Raw genomic sequence first — 262 nt, 5'->3', positions numbered from 1 at the left:
ACCATATAGGCCGTACCATTGGGGTCCAGATTCCAGAGAAACCATAGCCGCTCCTGCGCATGCGACAAGGTCGCGCGGTCGGCCGGCGCGGCCCGCTGGATCGGAGGAAGCGCCCTCTTCGCGCCCTCGCGCAACAAGGCGTCGATATGGTCTGCGAATGCTGCAAGCTTCGGCGCGTCGAAAAAGCTGCGCAGTTCCAACTCGACGCCGAAGCGTTCGCGCAGCGCGGCGGCGATCTGGCCGGCCGCGATCGAGTTTCCGC

General features: G+C 65.6%; 1 protein-coding gene. It reads right to left on the bottom strand.

Annotated elements, in window-relative coordinates; translation table 11 throughout:
• Positions 1-262 (bottom strand): phosphopantetheine-binding protein (locus QSV46_RS40125; RefSeq protein WP_314964175.1); only part of this gene is annotated, 262 nt, incomplete at both ends.

This window comes from Bradyrhizobium cosmicum (genome assembly GCF_032290525.1).
GTDB lineage: Bacteria > Pseudomonadota > Alphaproteobacteria > Rhizobiales > Xanthobacteraceae > Bradyrhizobium > Bradyrhizobium cosmicum_A.
The sequence above is the reverse complement of the archived record's forward strand: the minus strand, read 5'-3'. Positions and strand labels throughout refer to the sequence as shown.